This window comes from Streptomyces sp. CB01635, assembly GCF_002803065.1.
Lineage (GTDB): Bacteria > Actinomycetota > Actinomycetes > Streptomycetales > Streptomycetaceae > Streptomyces.
This window is the reverse complement of sequence record NZ_NNBL01000004.1, coordinates 249,324-264,445: the sequence shown is the minus strand read 5'-3', so window position 1 is coordinate 264,445 and position 15,122 is coordinate 249,324. Positions and strand designations below refer to the sequence as shown.

10 protein-coding genes are annotated in these 15,122 nt (G+C 71.5%); 3 read left to right on the top strand and 7 right to left on the bottom strand.

All coding sequences use genetic code 11. The features are described from left to right. Positions 1 to 97 precede the first annotated feature (97 nt). Together aroA and CG723_RS16200 are read right to left on the bottom strand one after the other, a co-directional pair. Positions 98 to 1,333 carry a 3-phosphoshikimate 1-carboxyvinyltransferase gene (gene aroA, locus CG723_RS16205; protein WP_100594106.1) on the bottom strand — a complete coding sequence of 412 codons (1,236 nt, stop codon included), beginning with the start codon at positions 1,331 to 1,333 and terminating at the stop codon, positions 98 to 100. Next, entirely contained in the window at positions 1,320 to 2,294 is a 975-nt protein-coding gene (locus CG723_RS16200; RefSeq protein WP_100594105.1) for an EamA family transporter, read from the bottom strand. The genes aroA and CG723_RS16200 overlap by 14 nt, the downstream gene beginning before the upstream one ends. Positions 2,295 to 2,452: 158 nt before the next feature. Here CG723_RS16200 and CG723_RS16195 point away from each other — a divergent pair, with 158 nt between their 5' ends. The 3 genes from CG723_RS16195 (at position 2,453) to CG723_RS16185 (ending at position 6,332) form a co-directional block, all read left to right on the top strand. Then, a complete protein-coding gene (locus CG723_RS16195) occupies positions 2,453 to 3,403 on the top strand; it encodes a LysR family transcriptional regulator (RefSeq protein ID WP_100594104.1) in 951 nt (316 codons plus the stop codon). 376 nt (positions 3,404 to 3,779) lie between these two features. Beyond that, a complete protein-coding gene (locus tag CG723_RS16190; protein WP_100594103.1) occupies positions 3,780 to 5,597 on the top strand; it encodes a glycoside hydrolase family 3 protein in 1,818 nt (605 codons plus the stop codon). A 111-nt stretch (positions 5,598 to 5,708) separates the two neighbouring features. Next, positions 5,709 to 6,332 carry a hypothetical protein gene (locus CG723_RS16185; RefSeq protein WP_100594102.1) on the top strand — a complete coding sequence of 208 codons (624 nt, stop codon included), beginning with the start codon at positions 5,709 to 5,711 and terminating at the stop codon, positions 6,330 to 6,332. A 15-nt stretch (positions 6,333 to 6,347) separates the two neighbouring features. Here the strand turns inward: CG723_RS16185 and CG723_RS16180 are convergent, their stop codons facing one another. The 5 genes from CG723_RS16180 to CG723_RS16160 form a co-directional block, all read right to left on the bottom strand. Further along, positions 6,348 to 7,775 carry a S28 family serine protease gene (locus tag CG723_RS16180; protein ID WP_100594101.1) on the bottom strand — a complete coding sequence of 476 codons (1,428 nt, stop codon included), beginning with the start codon at positions 7,773 to 7,775 and terminating at the stop codon, positions 6,348 to 6,350. Positions 7,776 to 7,876: 101 nt separating this feature from the next. After that, entirely contained in the window at positions 7,877 to 8,269 is a 393-nt protein-coding gene (locus CG723_RS16175) for a hypothetical protein (protein ID WP_100594100.1), read from the bottom strand. 94 nt (positions 8,270 to 8,363) lie between these two features. Then, complete coding sequence (locus CG723_RS16170) at positions 8,364 to 12,113, bottom strand: ABC transporter ATP-binding protein (RefSeq protein WP_100594315.1); 3,750 nt, start codon at positions 12,111 to 12,113, stop codon at positions 8,364 to 8,366. 154 nt (positions 12,114 to 12,267) lie between these two features. Further along, positions 12,268 to 13,194 (bottom strand): serine hydrolase, encoded by a 927-nt coding sequence (locus CG723_RS16165; protein ID WP_100594099.1) that lies wholly within the window; start codon positions 13,192 to 13,194, stop codon positions 12,268 to 12,270. Positions 13,195 to 13,424: 230 nt separating this feature from the next. After that, on the bottom strand, positions 13,425 to 15,098 hold the full coding sequence (locus CG723_RS16160; protein ID WP_100594098.1) for a thiamine pyrophosphate-binding protein: 1,674 nt from the start codon (positions 15,096 to 15,098) through the stop codon (positions 13,425 to 13,427). Positions 15,099 to 15,122: the final 24 nt, after the last annotated feature.

Genomic DNA, 15,122 nt, shown 5'->3' with positions numbered 1-15,122 from the left:
AGGGACGGCCGCCCGATCACCGGCCTGGGCCGGAGCCGGCCGTCTCGCCCGGCTGCTCGACGAGTCGGCACCGCCCGCCGGGCGGCCATCCGAACGGCTATCCGAACACCTTCGCGAACGCCTCGTGGAAGTCGGGGAACGTCTTCCGCACGCACCCCGGGTCGTCGAACGTGACCCCGCCGGGGATCCGCAGGCCCGTCACCGCGAAGGACATCGCGATGCGGTGATCCCCGTACGTGGTGATCTCCGCCGGGGCCGGGGTGCCCGGCCGGATCTCGATCCAGTCGGGTCCCGTCGCGACCGTCACCCCGAGCCCGCGCAGGTTCTGCGCGCAGGCCTCCAGGCGGTCGCACTCCTTGACGCGCGTGTTGTGCACGTCCTCGATGCGGACCGGGCCGCTCGCGTACGGCGCGATCGCCGCGAGGGTCGGCATCGTGTCGGAGATGTCCCGCATGTTGACCGTGATGCCGGACAGACCCGCGGGGCCGGGCGCGGTGACCGTGGTGCGGTCCGCCGTCGTCGTCACCCCGGCGCCCATGCGCCGCAGGACGTCGACGAACGCCAGGTCGCCCTGGAGCGCGTTCTTGCCGAGTCCTTCGACGGTGACCTCGCCGCCGGTGACGGCCGCCGCCGCGAAGAAGTAGCTCGCGGTCGAGGCGTCGGGCTCGATCGCGTAGGTGGTGGCGCGGTAGCCGCCGGGCGCGACCTCGAACACGTTGCCGTCGCGGCGGACTTCGGCCCCGAAGCTGCGCATCATCGCCAGGGTGATCTCGATGTACGGCGCCGAGACCAGGTCGGTGACCGTGATGCGCAGGCCGGTCCTGGTCAGCGGGCCGAGCAGCAGGAGCGCGGTGAGGTACTGGGACGACTGGCCCGCGTCCAGGGTCACGTCACCACCCTCCACCCCGCCCGCCGTGACCGTGAGGGGGTGGTGCCCCTCGGCCTCCTCGTGACGGAGGTCCACACCCAGGTCGCGCAGGGCCCTGCTGAGCGGAGCGAGGGGACGGCGGCGCATCTGGGGCGAGGCGTCGAAGCGGTACGTGCCGTGCGCGGCGGCCGACGTGAGCGTGGGCAGGAAGCGGGCGGTGGTCGCGCCGTCGCGGCAGTACACGTCGGCGTCGGTCGTGGCGGGGCCGGCCGGTCGGCCCTCGATGTGCCAGGCGTCCGGGCCGCGTTCGACGCCGTAACCGAGCCGGAGCAGCCCTTCGGCGAAGCCTTCGGTGTCGTCCGAGCTGAGGGGGCGCACGAGGGTGGTGGTGCCCTGCGCGGCCGCGGCGAGGAACAGCGCCCTCGCCGTCACGGACTTGGAACCGGGGATCTCAACGACTGGCATGCGCTTCATGGTCCTCGACGGGCAGAGCGGGCGCCGGAGTGTCCACACGCTGGACGACCCGGTTCCGGGGAGCGGGCGCGAGCGACGCGAGAGCGACCCCGCCGACGAGGAGCGCGGCGGCGCACCAGCGCAGGGGGCTGACGCTCTCGCCGAGGAAGAGCGCGGCGGACGACATCCCGAACACCGGGACGAGCAGTGTGAACGGGGCGACCGACGAAGCGGGGTGGCTGCGCAGCAGGAAGCTCCAGGCGCCGAAGCAGAAGAGCGTGGTGACCCAGGCGACGAACGCGATGATGCCGACGCCGGTCCGGTCGAGCGACGTGAGCGCCCGGCTGTCGCGGTCCCAGCCCTCGAAGGCGAGGGAGAGCGCGAACAGCGGCAGGACGGGGACGGCCGACGTCCACACCATGAAGGTGAAGGGGGCGGACGGTGCCGCCTTGCGGGTGAGGACGTTCGAGACACCCCAGCCCACGGCGGCCACGACGACGAGCGTGAAGCCGAGCAGCGGGCCGCTCGTGCCCTCGTCGACGGCCGCGACGCCGATCCCGGCGAGCGCGACGGCCATGCCGGCCAGGCGGACCCGGCCGGGCCGTTCGCCGAGCGCGACGAAGGCGAACAGGGCGGTGAACACGGCCTGGATCTGCAGGACGAGGGAGGAGAGCCCGGCGGGCATCCCCTGGTTCATGCCGACGAAGAGCAGCCCGAACTTCATGACACCGAGCGCCAGTCCGACGCCGACGACCCATCGCCACGCCATCCACTTCGTTCGAGCAGGGGAGACCCCATCCCACGCCACTTTCGGCCGCCCCACGAAGAACACCGCGGGCAGCGCCGCGACGAGGAAGCGCAGGGCCGAGAAGAGCAGCGGCGGGAAGTGGTCGAGGCCGACCTCGATGACGACGAAGTTGACGCCCCAGACGGCGGTGACCAGGACGGCGAGCGCGATGTGGGACGGGCGCATAGGGAGCGTGGGAGCCATGCGTCGAGGATCACCGGCAACGACCGTGTAGCACCAGCGCGAATGTCTGCATGGTTGAATTCAGTAACGCTAAGGAATGTCCCAGGCGTCATGACCGCCCGGGGCATCCATGACTGCCCGAGGCTCACCGGGAGGCCGGCATGCTCGATCTCCAGCGGCTGCGCGCGCTGCACGCCGTCTCCGTGCACGGCACGGTCGGGGCCGCCGCGGCGGCGCTCGGCTACACGCCGTCCGCGGTCTCGCAGCAGATCTCCAAGCTGGAACGGGAGACGAGGACCGTACTCCTCGAACGGCACGGGCGGGGTGTGCGCCTCACCGACGAGGCCCTCGAACTCGCCCGCACAGCACAGGACTTGATGGTCATCGTCGAGCGCGCAGAGACAGATCTGGAGGAGCGCCGCGGGCTGCCTGCGGGGCGCCTGACGATCGCCGCGTTCGCCTCGGCGGCCCGCGGCCTGCTGCCGTCCGTCCTCGCGGATCTCGCCGTACGGCATCCCTCGCTCGATGCGCGGCTCACGGAGGTCGACCCGCACCTGTCGGTCGACCTGGTCGCCAAGGGGGCCGTCGACCTGGCCGTCGCGCACGACTGGGACATCGCGCCGCTGCCGGCCCCCGCCGGCGTGGAGCAGGCCGCCATCGGGGACGACCTGTGCGACCTGCTCGTGCCGGCCGGGCATCCGCTCGCGGGACGTCACGCGGTGCGCCGCGAGGAGCTCGGCGGCGAGCGGTGGGTGTCACAACCGCCCGGGCGGGTGTGCCACGACTGGCTGGTGCGGACGCTGCGGGCGGCCGGCTTCGAGCCCGACATCAGGCACCAGGCCGAGGAGAACCCGACCCTGACGGCGCTCGTCGCGGCCGGCCTCGGCGTGGCGCTGATCCCCCGGCTCGGCCGCGGCCCGCTGCCGGACGGCGTCGTCGCGGTGCCCCTGGACCCCATGCCCGTAAGGCACTTGTACGCGCTGTGGCGGACGGGGGCGTCGCGCAGGCCGGCCATCGCGGAGGCGGTGCGGACGCTGCGGGAACGGTGGGGGGAAATCACCCGCGAGCCGGATCAGGCGGGTCAGCCGGACCAGCCGGACAAGACCCGCTGACGCCCGCTGACCGGAGCTCAGAAGCACTACCGCTCCCCTGATTTCACCGGCGCACCACTTTCCGGCAATCCCCGGGAAGTGGGGAACCCGCCCGCGTACCGCTCCGTCAGAACGGCGTGCTGCCGGAGAGTCTCCGCAGAGCGGTGTCGGCCTCGCTGCTGGCTGCGAACGCCGACCACCCTCTCCGCCGCCTGCGGCCGGCAGCACGCCGTCACCGGCGCGCCCCCTCCCTTGCGCCGGTGACGGCCCTCCCCTCCCTCTTCTGCCGCCCCGGCTGCGCGCACCCTTGACTGGCAGAAACTTTCCAGATATTCGTGACCCTCGGAAGTTTCTTTCAGGGCATGGATCACCAGTTCTCCTCCGGAAGGAGTGCGCAGTGCACCTCAGCCTGTCCAGACGCACCCTGCTCGCCGCCGCCACCGCGGGCGCCGCCGCGGTCACCCTGTCCGGCGTCCCGGCCCAGGCCGACGACGCGTCACGCAAGGGCAAGGACGCGCGACTCAAGCAGCTCATCTCCCGGATGAGCCTCGAGGAGAAGGTCGGCCAGCTCTTCGTGATGCGGGTCTACGGCCACTCCGCCACCGACCCCGACCAGGCCGACATCGACGCCAACCTCGCCGAGATCGGCGTCCGCACCGCGGCCGAACTGATCGACAAGTACAAGCTCGGCGGCATCATCTACTTCACCTGGGCGCACAACACCCGGGACCCGCACCAGATCGCCGACCTCTCGAACGGCATCCAGCGCGCGGGCCTCGCCCAGCCGAGCCGTATCCCGCTGCTCATCTCCACCGACCAGGAACACGGCATCGTCTGCCGCGTCGGCGAGCCCGCGACGCTCTTCCCCGGCGCCATGGCCATCGGCGCGGGCGGCTCCCGCTCCGACGCCCGCACCCTAGGCCGGATCGCCGGCGCCGAACTGCGCGCGGTCGGCATCCGCCAGAACTACGCGCCCGACGCCGACGTGAACATCAACCCGGCCAACCCGGTCATCGGCGTGCGCTCCTTCGGCGCCGACCCCGAGGCCGTCGCGGGCCTGGTCGCCGCCGAGGTCAAGGGCTACCAGAGCAGCGACATCGCCTCCACGGCCAAGCACTTCCCCGGCCATGGCGACACCGCCACGGACAGCCACTTCGGCTTCCCGATCATCACGCACACGCGCGAGCAGTGGCAGCAGATCGACGCCCCGCCGTTCAAGGCCGCGATCGCCGCGGGCATCGACTCGATCATGACCGCGCACATCATGGTCCCCGACCTCGACGGCTCGGGCGACCCGGCGACGCTCTCGCACCCGATCATGACGGGCATCCTGCGCCAGGAACTCGGCTTCGAGGGCCTCATCGTGACCGACTCCCTCGGCATGCAGGGCGTACGCGACAAGTACGGCGACGACCGCGTGCCGGTGCTCGCCCTGAAGGCGGGCGTGGACCAGCTCCTCAACCCGCCCTCCCTGGAGGTGTCCTGGAACGCCGTCCTCGACGCCGTGAAGAACGGCGAGCTGACGGAGGCGCGCCTCGACGAGTCGATCCTGCGCGTCCTGCGCCTCAAGGAGAAGCTGGGCCTCTTCGACGATCCGTACGTCACCGGCCGCGGCGTCGACAAGACCGTCGGCACCCGTGACCACCTGGCCGCCGCCGACCGCATCGCCGAGGCCACCACGACGCTCCTGCTCAACAAGAACGGACTGCTCCCGCTGTCGCGGCGCACCCACAGGAACATCCTGGTCGTCGGCGCCGACCCGGCCTCGCCCTCCGGCACGACGGGCCCGCCCACGACGACACTCGGCCAGGCACTGACCGAACTCGGCTTCACCACAACGGTGTTGTCGACCGGGACCGCGCCGAACCAGGCGAAGATCGACGAGGCGGTGGCCGCCGCCAAGGGCAAGGACGCGGTACTGGTGGGCACGTACAACGTCGCTGCGGGCAGCAGTCAGCAGCGGCTCGTGAACGCCCTGGCCGCCACCGGCGTCCCCGTCGTCGCGGTCGCGATCCGCAACCCGTACGACATCGCGCAGGTGCCCGGCGTCGGCGCATCGCTCGCCGCGTACTCGTGGACCGACGTCGAACTGCGGGCCGCGGTCCGGGTGATCGCGGGCCGGGCCAGGCCGCGGGGCAAGCTGCCCGTGCCCGTCCAGCGGGCCGACGATCCGGCGCAGGTGCTGTATCCGATCGGCTACGGGTTGTCGTACTAGACGTACGCCGCACACCCGGCGCACCACCCCCAAGCGGCCCAAACCACCCTGCACACCTGGCGTGCGCCCGCCCCGGCGGGTCACGCTGGGGTGTGTATCGGGGGGATTGCCATGCTTGCGTGGAACAGGGCGCGGTGGGTGGGGGCGGCGTGCGCGGCGTTGCTCGCCGCGACGCTCGTGGGGTGTCAGGGGTCGCCCGACGCGGGGCCCGGCGGGCCTTCGCCGGGGGCGAGCCGGTCACCGTCGGGGTACGGGGCGGTGTTCCTCGCCGTGGACGAGTGCAGCTCGCGGGGGCGCGACACGTTCACCGAGGTGCCGTGCAGAAGCGAGCGGGCGGTGGCGCGGGTCACCGCGCGCTACGACGGAAAGGTGGCGGCCGGGCCCATGTGCCCGGCCCACACCGACTTCGTCCTCCACATCAGCGCGAACCGGCCCGCGCTGGACGAGAACGGCGACGGGGAGATCCCGCAGGGCTACGCCTGCATGCGCAACCTGGAGCCGCCGCACCCCGGCGATCCGGGGGGCGGCGGCGGGCCCCGCACGATCGTCGGGGACTGCGTGTACCCGGCGGGCCGCGGCCAGGTCCGAGAGACCGCCTGCGACGGCTCCGGTACCGAGAAACCCCAGTACCGGGTGGCCGCCGCGGCGGCCGACCGCGCCAAGTGCCCTGCGCTCACGACGTTGTACGTGACGCTGGGCGGGTCCGAACCGGTGGGATGCGCGGTCCGGGTGTAGACCCGACGGTCGCGGTCAGGGGCGCAGGGTCAGCTCGCGCTGGACGTCACGCTTGTCGAGCCTGGCGTCGTACGTGGCGAGCGGCTTGGCGGCCTGCGCGGCGGGGGCGGAGACGCCGGCCCACTTCAGGATCCGCTCCGTGGCGAACGTCTTGTCGTCGGCGTTCAGGCCGGCGACGTTCGCCCCGTGGTTGGCGCCGGGCGCGGTGAGCACGTACGAGTCCGTCGAGCCCTTGCCGGGGCGGAACCGCTCGGCGCCCCACGGGTCGTTGGAGCCGTAGACGTACAGCATGCGCGTCGCGTGGTGGCGCACCCAGGAGTCCACGTCGCGCATCGCCGACGGCTGGAACTTCATCGGGATCGAGCGCGGCACGAAGTTGCGCGGCGGCTGGTAGCCGTAGCGCGACAGGTTGCCCAGCCAGGGCTGCTTGATGTCGGGCGAGCCGAGCTGCGTACCCGCCTGGTAGTAGTACGGCGTGTACTGGGTGAGGCCCTGGTCCGCGTACGAGGACCAGCCGCCGACCGCGTCGACGTAGTCGAAGAGCGCCTGGTCCGTGACCGTCGCGGCGTCGGGCACCTCGGCGCACGCCGTCTGCGACGGCTGGTACTGCCAGAAGCCCCACACCAGGTCGAGGACCGTGGCCTCGTAGGCCTTGTCCAGCGAACCGACCGTGTCCACGGTGTAGTTGTTGGCCTTCAGGTAGTCCGCGTACTTCTTCTCCAGGGCGTCGCGGCGCACCAGCGTCTCGCGCTGCACGTTCTGCAGCGCCACGCGGCAGTCCTTCGGGCCGACCGTCTTGAAGAAGTCGTCGTACGCCGAGTCCTCCTTGTTCACCACGTCGTTCGGCGCGACGTACGCGACGACGCCGTCCATGTCGCGCGGGTAGAAGCGCTCGTAGTACGTGGCCGTCATGCCGCCCTTGGAACCGCCGGTGGTCAGCCAGTTCTTGCCGTAGATCGGCTTGAGGGCCTGGTAGATGCCGTGCTGGTCGCTGGCCGCCTGCCAGATGTCGAGCTTGGACCAGTCGGCCGGCGCGGGCCGGGACGGGGTGAAGTAGCGGTACTCCACGGAGATCTGGTTGCCGTCGACGATGCGGGTCGGCTCGCTGCGGCTGGGCGTCGTGGAGACGTTGTAGCCGCTGGTGAACATGACCGTCGGGCGGCTGACGTCCTTGTGCAGGACGGTGATGCGCTGCTGGAAGGTGCCCTTGGACGGGTGCCGGTGGTCGACCGGCTGGGTGTAGTTGAGGACGAAGTATCGGTAGCCCGTGTAGGGCTTCTCCTCCACCAGGCTCATGCCGGGTACGGCGAGGAGCCGGTCCTTGATATCGGTACTGGTGTCGGAGGCCGCCGGCCGGGCCTGAGCGGCGGTGGCCGCTGTGGCCGTACTCACGGTGCCTATCAGCACCACGAGCGCGAGCAGCCATCTCAGCGCGTTGCGCATGCATACTCCCCTGTAGAACACAGATGCGCACCGGAACCTAGCGGAGGAACATCTGTTCTGTCAGGGGTTCTTGGTGTTCTGTCAGCGCACGGGGCGCGCGTTCAGCACAGGATCCAGCCCGAGCTCACCGAGGCCGCGCCGACCGTGCCCCTCACCCACACGCAGCGGTGGCCCGTGTGGACGGTCACCGGGCCCGCGTGGTGCATGTAGCGCCCGCTGTCCTGAACCGGCCTGCTGCCGCGGGCCTGCACGCTGACCGACATCTTCTGCCGTACGCCGTCGCGCTTGGTGAGGGTGTACGCGCAGAGGTAGTTGCCGCTGCGGTAGAGGACCGTCCTGCCGGTGGAGAACGGCAGGGTGCGCACCTTGTGGCCGGGGCAGATCGCCGCGGCCTGTGCCGTGCCGACGGCCGGCCCCGCGAGGGCCAGCAGCGCCGACGAGATCAGTACTGCTGCCCCGGCCGCCAGCCGTCTGCGTATGCCGCCCTCGCTCATGCCTCCACCCACCGTCGCCCCTCCAGTCACGTGTGCCACAGCGTACTGATGAACGGACGCAGCACACAGGGCCGGTGGTTGCACCGATCCCCCGTCACAGCGAAGAGCTGATCTCGGCCTCGGGCTCGGGCTCGCCGGCGAAGGTCCGCCACAGCTCGGCGTACTGTCCGCCGAGTGCGAGGAGCTCGGTGTGCGTGCCGTCCTCCGCGACGCGCCCGTCCGCCATCACGACGACCCGGTCGGCGCGGGCCGCGGTGGTGAGCCGGTGCGCGACGACGAGGGTGGTGCGCTTGCCCGCTATGCGGTCAGTGGCCTGGTTGACCTGGGCCTCCGTGGCGAGGTCGAGCGCGGCGGTCGCCTCGTCGAGCAGCAGGATGTCGGGGTCGACGAGCTCGGCACGGGCCAGGGCGATCAGCTGCCGCTGCCCCGCCGACAGGTTGCGGCCGCGCTCGGCTACCTCGTGGAGGTAGCCGCCCTCAAGGGTGGCGATCATCTCGTGCGCGCCGACCGCGCGGGACGCCGCCTCCACCTGGGCGTCGGTCGCGTCGGGGCGTCCGTAGGCGATGGCGTCACGCACGGTGCCCTGGAAGAGGTACGCCTCCTGCGGCACGACGCCGAGGCGGTGGCGGTAGCTCGTCAGGTCGAGGTCGCGCAGGTCGGTGCCGTCGATGGTGACGCGGCCCGCCGTCGGGTCGTAGAAGCGGGCGACGAGCTTGACGAGGGTCGACTTGCCCGCGCCGGTCTCGCCGACGAAGGCGACGGTCTGCCCGGCGGGGATGCGCAGGGCCACGTCGCTGAGTGCCGCCTCCTGTTCGTCCGCGGCCCCGTACGCGAAGTCCACGTCCTCGAAGACGATGTCGCCGCGCAGGGAGAGGACGTCGAGGGGTTCGTCGGCGTCCTTCGTGGACGTCGGCTCCTGGAGGAGCTCCTGGATGCGGCCGAGCGAGACGGTGGCCTGCTGGTAGCCGTCGAACACCTGGGAGAGCTGCTGCACGGGCGCGAAGAACAGGTCGATGTAGAGGAGGTACGCGACGAGCGCACCGGTCGTCAGGGTGCCCGCCTCGACCCGGCCCGCGCCCACCATCAGGACCGCGGCGGCGGCGACGGACGACAGGAACTGCACGAACGGGAAGTACACCGAGATCAGCCACTGGCCGCGGATACGGGCGCTGCGGTAGGCGCCGCTGCGCTCGGCGAACCGTGCGGCGCCCGAGCGCTCGCGCCGGAACGCCTGCACGATGCGCAGCCCGGCGACGGACTCCTGGAGGTCTGCGTTGACCACCGAGACGCGCTCGCGGGCCAGTTCGTACGCCTTGACGCTGGAGCGGCGGAAGAAGAACGTGCCGACGATCAGCGGCGGGAGCGTCGCGAAGACGACCAGGGCGAGCTGGACGTCGATGACGAGGAGCGCGCCCATGATGCCGAAGAAGGTGACGACGGAGACGAAGGCGGTGACCAGGCCCGTCTGGAGGAACGTCGACAGGGCGTCCACGTCGGTCGTCATCCGGGTCATGATGCGCCCGGTCAACTCCCGCTCGTAGTAGTCGAGTCCGAGCCGCTGGAGCTGGGAGAAGATCTTCAGTCGGAGCGAGTAGAGGACCCGCTCGCCGGTGCGTCCCGTCATACGGGTCTCACCGATCTGCGCGCACCACTGGACGAGGACGGTGACGAGGCCGAACGCGGCGGCCGCCCACACGGCGCCGAGCGCGAGCTGCGAGACGCCCTCGTCGATGCCGTGCCGGATCAGTACGGGGAGCAGCAGGCCCATTCCGGCGTCGAGGGCGACGAGGGCGAGGCTGATCAGCAGGGGCCCGCCGAATCCGCGCAGCAGGCGGCGCAGCCCGTACGACTCCTCGGGCGTCACCGCGCGCGCCTCGTCGATGTCCGGGACGTCGGTCGCGGCGGGCAGGGCGTCGACCTGGGCGAGCAGTTCGGGCGTCGCGGGCATCCCGGAGAGCGCGGTGTCCTTCGGCTCACGGTCGCCCGTCCACAGGGTGGGCGTGATCCCGCGCTCGGCGTCGAACTCGGCGTCCAGCTCGTCGCGTACGGAGGTGTCCTCGTCGGGGAGCGCGGGCGCGACGTGGCCCGGCGAGACCCCGCCGAGCTCGTCGGGGTCGGTGAGCAGGCGCCGGTAGAGGGCCGATCCGGCCTCCAGCTCCTCGTGGGTGCCGATCGCGGCGAGGCGCCCGCCGTCGAGGACGGCGATGCGGTCGGCGAGGCCGAGGGTGGAACGGCGGTGGGCGATGAGGAGGGTGGTGCGGCCGGCCATGACGCCGCGCAGCGCCTCGTGGATCTCGTGCTCCACGCGCGCGTCGACGGCGGACGTGGCGTCGTCGAGGACGAGGAGGCGGGGGTCGGTGAGGATGGCGCGGGCGAGCGCGATGCGCTGGCGCTGGCCGCCGGAGAGCGTGAGGCCGTGCTCGCCGACGGTCGTGTCGTAGCCGTCGGGGAGCTCGGCGATGAAGCGGTCGGCCTGGGCGGCGCGGGCCGCGGTCTCGATCTGCTCGTCGCTCGCGTCGGGGGTGCCGTACGCGATGTTCGCGCGGATGGTGTCGGAGAACAGGAAGGAGTCCTCGGGCACGAGCCCGATCGCGGCCCGCAGCGAGTCGAGGGTCAGTTCGCGCACGTCGTGGCCGCCCACGAGGACGGCGCCGTGCGTGACGTCGTAGAAGCGCGGCAGGAGCAGCGAGACGGTGGACTTGCCGGAGCCGGAGGACCCGACGACGGCGAGGGTCTGGCCGGCCGGGATCTCGAAGGAGAGCCCGTCCAGGACGGCCCGGTCGGCACCTTCGTAGGAGAAGGAGACATCGTCGAACTCGACGGTCGCGGGGGCGTCGGCGGGCAGTTCCTTCTTGCCGTCCTCGATGGACGGCTCCGTGTCGATCAGTTCGAGGACGCGCTCGACGCCGGCGCGGGCCTGCTGGCCGACGGTCAGGACCATGGCGAGCATGCGGACGGGGCCGACGAGCTGGGCGAGGTAGCTGGAGAACGCGACGAACGTGCCGAGCGTGATCTGGCCGCGGACGGCGAGCCAGCCGCCGAGGGCGAGCATCGCGACCTGACCGAGCGCGGGCACGGCCTGGAGTGCGGGGGTGAACTTGGAGTTCAGGCGGATGGTGCGCAGGCGCCCGGCGAACAGCCGCCGCCCGACCTCCCTGAGCTTCCCGGTCTCCTGGTCCTCCTGCCCGAAGCCCTTCACGACGCGCACGCCGGAGACGGCCCCGTCCACGACCCCGGCGACGGCGGCGGCCTGCGCCTGCGCGTACCAGGTGGCGGGGTGGAGGCGGGAGCGGCTGCGCTTGGCGATGAACCAGAGGGCGGGGGCGACGGCGAGCGCGACGAGGGTGAGCGGCAGGGACAGCCACGCCATGATCACGAGGGAGATCAGGAAGAGGAGGACGTTCCCGATGGTCATCGGGAGCATGAAGAGCAGGCCCTGGATGAGCTGGAGGTCGCTGGTCGCCCGGCCGACGACCTGGCCGGTGGACAGTTCGTCCTGGCGCCGGCCGTCGAGCCGGGTGATCGTCCCGTACATCTCGTTGCGCAGGTCGTGCTGGACGTCGAGTGCGAGGCGGCCGCCGTAGTAGCGGCGGATGTAGGTGAAGACGTAGACGACGAGGGCGGCGCCGATCAGGGCGCCCGCCCACGGGGCCATGGAGCGGGTGTGGTCCTGGACCACGTCGTCGATGATCACCTTGGTGATCAGGGGCACCAGCGCCATGACGGCCATGCCGCCCAGGGACGCCCCGAGCGCGAGCACGACGTCCTTCGGGTACCGCCACGCGTACCCGGCGAGACGCCTCCCCCAAGTTCTCGGCTCCGCTCGAACAGGGGGGACCGCCATCCAGCCCCGTTGCTCCGCCACGTCTGTCCTCCTGTTGTCCTGTCCTGCCGAGAGGCGCAACGCGGAGAACGGCGGATTTCATCCCGCCGCAACAGATCGGGGAGCGGACCGGGACCAAGGACGGAGTTCCCCCGGTCCTTCGGTCCTCGGCCGGTCAGCCCTGCGGTACGGCGACGAAGGCCTCCTTGGGCGTACTGGTCGGGGTGTAGCGGGACGCCGCGGGCGCAGTCGGCGTCAGGTCCTTGTGTATGACCCGCGCGACACCCTGAATCGTGTCCACGCCGTAACTCATCGTGCTGTTCCCGTGCGTGAGAACCGAAATGGTGTAGTCATGACCACCTCCCTGAAAGGCCCCGATGCTGTGCACGCGCCAGCCGTACGTGGAGCGCTCCAGCCAGCCGTTCTTGACGTGCACGGCGACGGACGCGGGCGCGCCGGCCGGAGTCCCCCACCGCTGCGAGGACACGACCTTCCCCATGAGCTTGAGGATGTAGGCGCGGGAGTTGTCACTGAGGACGGAGTTCTTGGCGGTGACCAGCGAAAGCAGCTTCTGCTCGTCCTGGACGTTGATCTGGGTCAGCCCCCAGTAGCCGCCGGACCCCGGCACGGTCCGCGTCATCCCGGCGGCCTTGAGGAAGCCCTTCACCTTGGTGGTGCCGAGCTGCTTCCACAGTGATGTGGTGGCCGCGTTGTCCGACTTGGTGATCATGGCGGTGGCGAGGTTCGCCTCGCGCGTCGTCAGATACCGGTTGGTCTTCTTGGCGTCCCAGAGCAGCGTGGCGAGAACGGTCACCTTCACGACACTGGCGGAGTCGTACGAGGACGTGGCCCGAAGCGAGCACGTGGTGTTCGTGGTCCGGTCGTGGAGCCCGACGGCGACGGTGCCCTTACGGGTCGCGAGGGCGGCGGTGATGTCCTTCTGGAGCTTCCCGGCGAGGCCGGCCTTGTCGGAGGTGCAGGTGACCTGTGGTGTGGTCGCGGCGGACGCGGGCGCTGCGCCCGCGACGACCGGCACGAGCACGCCGGCGGCGAGCACCGCCGGAAGCACACGGGCAGCACGTATGGATATGCGGCGAGTCATGCGTTTCCCCCCGGATTCGAAGCGAGCACGCCTCCAGCGCACTCGCCTCACATGACTCTCCAACGGGGGCGAAGGGTTGTACGAACCTCAACAGATCCGCGATTGCATCATGGAACTGCCCGGCACCCCGTGGACGCAGCCCCTGGCGGACCAGGGACCGCAGACGCCAACGGCCCCCGGGAAGACATCTCCCGGGGGCCGCCGCGTGAACGACCGATCGGCTGATCACCTCAGCCCAGATGCGTAGGCGCGAACATCTTCAGCAGTGCGGGCAGCACCACGACCGACGGGCCCGGTTCCGTGAGCGCCTTCTCCAGGTCGGCGCGCAGCGTCTCCGGGGACGTTCGTACTCCCGGGACCCCGAAGGACTCGGCGAGCGCCACGAAGTCCGGGCGCGCAAGCTCCGTCGCCGTCGCCTCGCCGAACGCGTCCGTCATGTACTCGCGCAGGATGCCGTAGCCGCCGTCGTCCACGATCAGCCAGGTGACCGGCAGGTTGTACTGCTTCGCCGTGGCCAGTTCCGCGATCGAGTACATCGCGCCGCCGTCGCCCGAGACCGCGAGGACCGGCTTCGACGGGTCGGCCGCGGCGGCGCCGAGCGCGGCCGGGAAGCCGTAGCCGAGGCCGCCCGCGCCCTGCGCCGAGTGCAGGGCGCCCGGCCATGCCGACCAGGCCCAGTACGCCAGGATCGTCATGTCCCAGAAGGAGGGGGAGGAGGCCGGGAGTGCCGCCCTCACCGAACCCAGGATCTCGCGTTCGAAGGCCAGGTCCTGGCCGTCGAGGCGTTCGCGGACCGCCGCGAGGAGCGTCGCGACCCGTTCGGGCACCGACGGGTCCGGGCGTTCCGTGACCGTATCCAGGAGCGCCGAGAGCGCCAGGCGCGCGTCGGCGTGGATGCCGAGCGCCGGGTGGTTGGACTCCAGCTTTCCGGCGTCCGCCTCGATCTGGATCACCCGGCCGCGCGGCGCGAACGTGTGGTAATTGGACGAGAGCTCGCCCAGGCCCGAGCCGATGACCAGCAGGACGTCCGCGTCCTCCAGGAGGTCCGTCGTGTGGCGGTCCTCCATCCAGGACTGGAGCGAGAGCGGGTGCTCCCAGGGGAACGCGCCCTTGCCGCCGAAGGTGCACACGACCGGGGCGTTGATCTTCTCCGCGAGCGCGACCAGCTTGCCGCTCGCGTCCGACCGTACGACGCCGCCGCCCGCGATGATCACGGGGCGCTCGGCGCGCGACAGCAAGTCGGCTGCCACCGCGGTCAGTTCGGGGCGGGGCACGAGGTCGCGCGGGGTTGCGTCCATCGCCGTGACCACCGGCAAGGTGGTGGCGGCCAGGAGCACGTCCTGCGGGATCTCCACCCAGACCGGGCCGTGCGGCGCGGTGAGGGCGGACTCCCAGGCGGCGGCGATCGCGGAGGGGATCTGCGACTGCGTCCGCACGGTGTGGACGGACTTGACCACGTCCCGGAACGAGGCCTGCTGGTCCCGGAGTTCGTGCAGATAGCCGTGGCGTCCGCCGCCGAGCCCGGCGACCGGGATCTGGCTGCCGATGGCAAGGACCGGCGCCGACGCGGCCGCCGCCTCCTGGAGCGCGGCGAGCGACATCAGCGCGCCGGGCCCGGTGGAGAGCAGGAGGGGCGCGACCTCACCGGTCACGCGCCCGTAGGCGTCGGCCGCGAAGCCCGCGTTGTTCTCCACGCGCAGGCCCACGTACCGCAGGTCCGAGCGGCGCAGCGCGTCGAACATGCCGAGCGCGTGCTGGCCCGGGAGCCCGAAGACGGTGGACGCGCCGAGGCCGTGCAGGGTCTCGACGACGAGGTCGCCGCCGTTCCGCCCTGCGGGCGGGTTGAGGGCGGCCGCGGTCTGCGCCGCGGTGGGCAGCAGTTCCAGGTCGTGGTCGTGGGTCATGTTCGGGGTTCCCTGGCGTCGTGA

Excerpts from the sequence above, each read along its gene's own strand:
- CG723_RS16185 (WP_100594102.1), top strand. The coding sequence starts at position 5,709 with ATGCTTGCGTGGAACAGGGCGCGGTGGGTGGGGGCGGCGTGCGCGGCG.
- CG723_RS16170 (WP_100594315.1), bottom strand. The coding sequence starts at position 12,113 with ATGGCGGTCCCCCCTGTTCGAGCGGAGCCGAGAACTTGGGGGAGGCGT.
- CG723_RS16165 (WP_100594099.1), bottom strand. The coding sequence starts at position 13,194 with ATGACTCGCCGCATATCCATACGTGCTGCCCGTGTGCTTCCGGCGGTG.
- CG723_RS16180 (WP_100594101.1), bottom strand. The coding sequence starts at position 7,775 with ATGCGCAACGCGCTGAGATGGCTGCTCGCGCTCGTGGTGCTGATAGGC.
- CG723_RS16175 (WP_100594100.1), bottom strand. The coding sequence starts at position 8,269 with ATGAGCGAGGGCGGCATACGCAGACGGCTGGCGGCCGGGGCAGCAGTA.
- CG723_RS16200 (WP_100594105.1), bottom strand. The coding sequence starts at position 2,294 with ATGCGCCCGTCCCACATCGCGCTCGCCGTCCTGGTCACCGCCGTCTGG.
- CG723_RS16160 (WP_100594098.1), bottom strand. The coding sequence starts at position 15,098 with ATGACCCACGACCACGACCTGGAACTGCTGCCCACCGCGGCGCAGACC.
- aroA (WP_100594106.1), bottom strand. The coding sequence starts at position 1,333 with ATGCCAGTCGTTGAGATCCCCGGTTCCAAGTCCGTGACGGCGAGGGCG.
- CG723_RS16195 (WP_100594104.1), top strand. The coding sequence starts at position 2,453 with ATGCTCGATCTCCAGCGGCTGCGCGCGCTGCACGCCGTCTCCGTGCAC.